This window comes from Psychrobacter sp. AOP7-B1-24 (assembly GCF_052376215.1).
Taxonomy (GTDB): domain Bacteria; phylum Pseudomonadota; class Gammaproteobacteria; order Pseudomonadales; family Moraxellaceae; genus Psychrobacter.
The window spans coordinates 1-4,228 of the sequence record NZ_JBQSVL010000125.1 but is presented as its reverse complement, the minus strand read 5'-3'; the positions used below and the strand labels follow the sequence as shown (position 1 = coordinate 4,228).

General features: G+C 39.6%; 5 protein-coding genes. 1 reads left to right on the top strand and 4 read right to left on the bottom strand.

Annotated features, from left to right (window positions below):
* The 3 genes from ACT3QP_RS14175 to ACT3QP_RS14165 all read right to left on the bottom strand — a co-directional run.
* On the bottom strand, window positions 1-947 hold a 947-nt coding region (locus ACT3QP_RS14175), incomplete at its 3' end, for a LysR family transcriptional regulator (RefSeq protein WP_444525950.1).
* Window positions 948-973: 26 nt separating this feature from the next.
* Entirely contained in the window at window positions 974-1,645 is a 672-nt protein-coding gene (locus ACT3QP_RS14170; protein WP_192518451.1) for a DUF1028 domain-containing protein, read from the bottom strand.
* 27 nt (window positions 1,646-1,672) lie between these two features.
* Window positions 1,673-2,080: a RidA family protein gene (locus ACT3QP_RS14165; protein WP_192518452.1), complete on the bottom strand. Its 408-nt coding sequence runs from the start codon at window positions 2,078-2,080 to the stop codon at window positions 1,673-1,675.
* Window positions 2,081-2,378: 298 nt separating this feature from the next.
* On the opposite strand from ACT3QP_RS14165, the gene ACT3QP_RS14160 reads away from it, so the two are divergent.
* Window positions 2,379-3,641: a flavin-containing monooxygenase gene (locus ACT3QP_RS14160; RefSeq protein ID WP_192518453.1), complete on the top strand. Its 1,263-nt coding sequence runs from the start codon at window positions 2,379-2,381 to the stop codon at window positions 3,639-3,641.
* A 162-nt stretch (window positions 3,642-3,803) separates the two neighbouring features.
* Here the strand turns inward: ACT3QP_RS14160 and ACT3QP_RS14155 are convergent.
* Window positions 3,804-4,228 (bottom strand): hypothetical protein (locus tag ACT3QP_RS14155; protein WP_444525949.1); only part of this gene is annotated, 425 nt, incomplete at its 5' end.

The window sequence follows — 4,228 nt, the reverse complement described above, 5'->3', positions numbered from 1 at the left end:
TGAGCTTCCGAAAAATAAGAAACACTCATGCCTGGTATATATTGGTTTGAAATAAAGGCTTGGCAACGGCTAGCAAAAGCTTGTTGAACGTTGGTAAGACTTGCATTTTTAGGTGTGGCAATACCAATTTTCATAGGACGCACATCACCAGATATCCTAACCATGACCAACTCTTTACCGTCGTATGAAAAGTCAGTTTTTGGTCGAACATTTAAAATGGTGTAACCAATATTGTTGCCAACCATCGAACGAATGACATCAACGTATTTACAAGTTTCTTTAATGTTGGGTTTTAAACGCTTGGTACGAAAAAGCGAAAGAAAATAATCGTTACTGTAAGGCATATCTAGTAGTATCATCGGATACTCAGTCAGCTCTTCCAACGTAACGGCTGTGTTTTTAGCCAATGGATGAGATTTTGCCAAAAGCACATACGGTGGTAGGTCTGCTAATGGCGTAAAATTGATTAGATTTTCATCAATATGCAAGTCATATAATAATGCGAGATCTATCGTGTTTTGATTCAATTCTTGCAGCAAGTTATGGTGATCATCTATCACTGCTTCTAAATCTACCTGACTATATAAATGAGAAAACCCATGTATGATTTCAGCATAAATAAAAGGCGCAAAGGATGAAAAACACCCTACTTTAATTTTGCCGCGCATGACACCTGTGAAGTCAGCTGACATAGAATAAAGATCAGAAGATTGCGCGAGAATCACTTTGCAAGCATTTTTTACTTGCTCACCAATTTCTGTTAATAACAGCCCCTTAGCATGTTGGCGAATAAATAACTGCGCATGGAGCTCAGATTCCATATGCGCTATTGCCGCTGATATCGACGGAGATGAGATATGGATCTTTTCAGAAGCGATGATAATACTGCCACTTTCAGCGGTGGTAACAAAGTATTCCATTTGGCGTAGAGTGATGCGACTTAACACGATAAATCCTTTTGATTAAATAATATTTATAAGTCTCCAGGTACTCCATAACTTGGTGAAATCGTTGGGTTAAAAGCTCTTACAACATAATCGTCTAATTGAGGTTCGTAAATTCCCCACAATTGCTGTAAATCCTCTATTGGAGTGTCTGACCAATCAACTCGAAGATCTACAATCGGCCACGTGGCTTTATCTACTACTAGCAGCCCTGCAGAGTGCACTTCCCCTTCTTCTCCACCTGCGTTATACCCTGATACTAAGCTTTCAAGTAGTCTGCTGGCAAGCGCGCCTTCGCTTTTTTCAAAAGTATTTAGCATAGCTTCTGGCACAGCCGTGTTAGATAGCATATTTCCGGCGCAAGAAGCATTTTTTCCAACAACCGTAGAAAATGTGCCGAGGGTGTGCTCACCGCTAAATACAAAAGGTGCCCCTGTTGTATCTAACGCCATTAATTGGCGATATTGGATAAACTCTGTACTTTTAATTAGCTCTAGGCCAGCATCAGTGGGCGTTAAATTGTATTGCATCATCTCAAGCAATACTTGAGACAAGTTAGGGTCAGTTATATTTTGACTGGTAACCACACCAACACCAGCTTTAGCACGAATACACCTAGATGCCACTGCTGGTGATGATGAGCTAACCGCCGCTCCTAACTGTCCTGTTTTTGTGCAGCGTGCAATAATAGAAAAAGTCATCGTACATCCTTAATATAAATTATAGTTTTAGATCACAGCGGTGGCATCTACTTCTACCAACCATTCAGGACGTGCCAATGCAGAGACCACAATACCAGTGGATACAGGATGTACGCCTTTTAGCCAACGACCAACCACACGATAAACATCTTCGCGGTATCTAGGATCTATGATGTAAATGGTGATTTTGCAGATATCCTCTAGCTCTCCGCCAGCCTCTTTTAACAACATATCAATGTTGTACATTGCTTGTTCTGTTTGACCTTTGACATCGCCAATACAAACGCTTTCATTAGTTTCTAGATTTTGGCCAATTTGACCTCGTAAAAACACAGTGCTGCCTTTTGCCACCACTGCTTGGCACAAGTCATTATCAATATTTTGCTCAGGATAGGTGTCTTTGGTATTAAAGGGTCTGATACGTGTGTGTTTCATTGGCTGCCTCATGTCATGTTTAAATAAAATAAGTGCTGTCTAAAGCTTCTGTTAGGCCTTATAAACAGTATGTCGCAAATCAATTTCAAGGCAAATTAAGATTTCCTTTCCAATGATTAGGTTCAGCCATATCAAATTGATTCGGTTTTTTTGAGGTATAAATTCAGGACATATGATTGTCATTTGTAATATATAAAAATTATGATGAGGTCAGTGGATATGATTTATTGAGAGGATTTGACCTTAATAGAGTTGTTATGCCAAACATTCATATTTGTTTAATAGAGAGAATAGCCATATGTCAATCAACAACAAAAATATAGATACGCTCATCGTTGGTTCAGGTCAAGCTGGTATTGCCATGAGTGAGCATTTAAGCAATCTAGGTATCAATCACTTGGTATTAGAAAAAAACCGAATTGCTGAAGCATGGAGGACCCGTAGATGGGACTCACTAGTGGCCAACGGTCCTTGCTGGCATGACAAGTTTCCAAATATGGACTTTCCTCATGACCCAGAGAGTTTTGTACCACACAATGAAGTGGCTGAATATTTTGAACAATATGCCCACATGATTGATGCGCCAGTAGAAACTGGCGTAGAAGTACAAAATATTGTAAAAAACAAGAATATGATAGGTTTTACCGTCAAAACTAATCAAGGAGACGTTGTTGCCAATAATATTGTGGTCGCAACAGGGCCTTTCCAAAAACCCGTTATTCCTGCTATTGCTCCTCAAAAAACAGACTTATATCAAATACATTCTGATCAATACAAAAACCCCGATCAGCTCCCTGATGGTGCGGTATTGGTTGTTGGTGCAGGATCTTCAGGTGTACAAATTGCATCAGAACTCAATAGTGCTGGCAAAAAGGTGTATTTATCTGTGGGCCCGCACGAGCGACCACCACGTAAATATAGAGAAAGAGACAATGTTTGGTGGTTAGGTGTATTAGGCACATGGCACGAAACAAAGCCACCACAAAGACCTATTAAAGGGTTTGCGGTAAGCGGAATGAATGGTGGTCAAACTGTCGATTTTAGAAAAATGGGTCATGATGGCATCACTCTTGTAGGAATGACCAAAGCCTTTGAAGACAATACTGTCTCTTTTAATGACGATTTGGTTGACAACATTGTCAGTGCTGAGAAAAACTACTTAGATAATCTTGAAGAGATGGATGACTACATTGAAGCGAATGGTCTAGATTTGCCTGAAGAACCTGAAGCAAAAATTATCATGGATATGCCTGACTCTATGAAAAACCCCATCCATGAATTGGATTTTGAAAAAGACAATATCACCAGTATTATTTGGGCATCCGGTTTTGGCTATGATTACAACTGGCTACCGTTCGATATTTTTCAAGAAAATGGTGCGCCGATACACAATAGAGGCATCACCAGCGAGCCAGGCATTTACTTTGTTGGTTTGCCGTACCTGTCTAGTAAAGGCTCTAGCTTTATTTGGGGCGTATGGCATGATGCCAAACGTATTGCCGAATATATTGACATACAAAGACAGTATCAAAGCTATAAACTGGCTGAGAAATCTGATTAATGTTATAAATCCATAATGCTTTATTATTAGGGCATGTTGCATAGTCAACAGGCCCTAATTTGGTTTAAGTCCCCAAACTAGTCAAAACGTCTAAGATTGAGAGAACGCCTTAGTAGTTCGCTGACTACACCAGTGACCTGGGCTGCAATGCTTACTGCGACCTCATTCTGCCTCACGATATAAGACTCTCTTCGCTTCCATTCTAAACATTTCCTGACTCAAAACTGGCTCCCTATTCACTACATTATCTGTTTCACGTACTACAGAGCTGTCAGTCTCTCTATACAAGGTATTCTGCGACTCTTGTCTAAAATCATCATAACTAATGATAGCATCAACTATGGGGCTATCAGGAACACGATTGAGGTCTGATATATTGTTTTGCATGTTTAATAACTGCGAGTTACTGACTAGCTGGTGATGGCTAAGAGAGACACTATCAGTTGTTGGAAATATTGTGGTGATATTCGAGTTTTGAGAAATGGTTGAAAAAAAATAGTTAGACATAACAATAGTAATCACCAACAACATACCGATTGTGATGATTATTTTTATGTTACTAGAAGGCTTTCTTTGACTTTTTTGTT

Excerpts from the sequence above, each read along its gene's own strand:
- ACT3QP_RS14170 (WP_192518451.1), bottom strand. The coding sequence starts at position 1,645 with ATGACTTTTTCTATTATTGCACGCTGCACAAAAACAGGACAGTTAGGA.
- ACT3QP_RS14165 (WP_192518452.1), bottom strand. The coding sequence starts at position 2,080 with ATGAAACACACACGTATCAGACCCTTTAATACCAAAGACACCTATCCT.
- ACT3QP_RS14160 (WP_192518453.1), top strand. The coding sequence starts at position 2,379 with ATGTCAATCAACAACAAAAATATAGATACGCTCATCGTTGGTTCAGGT.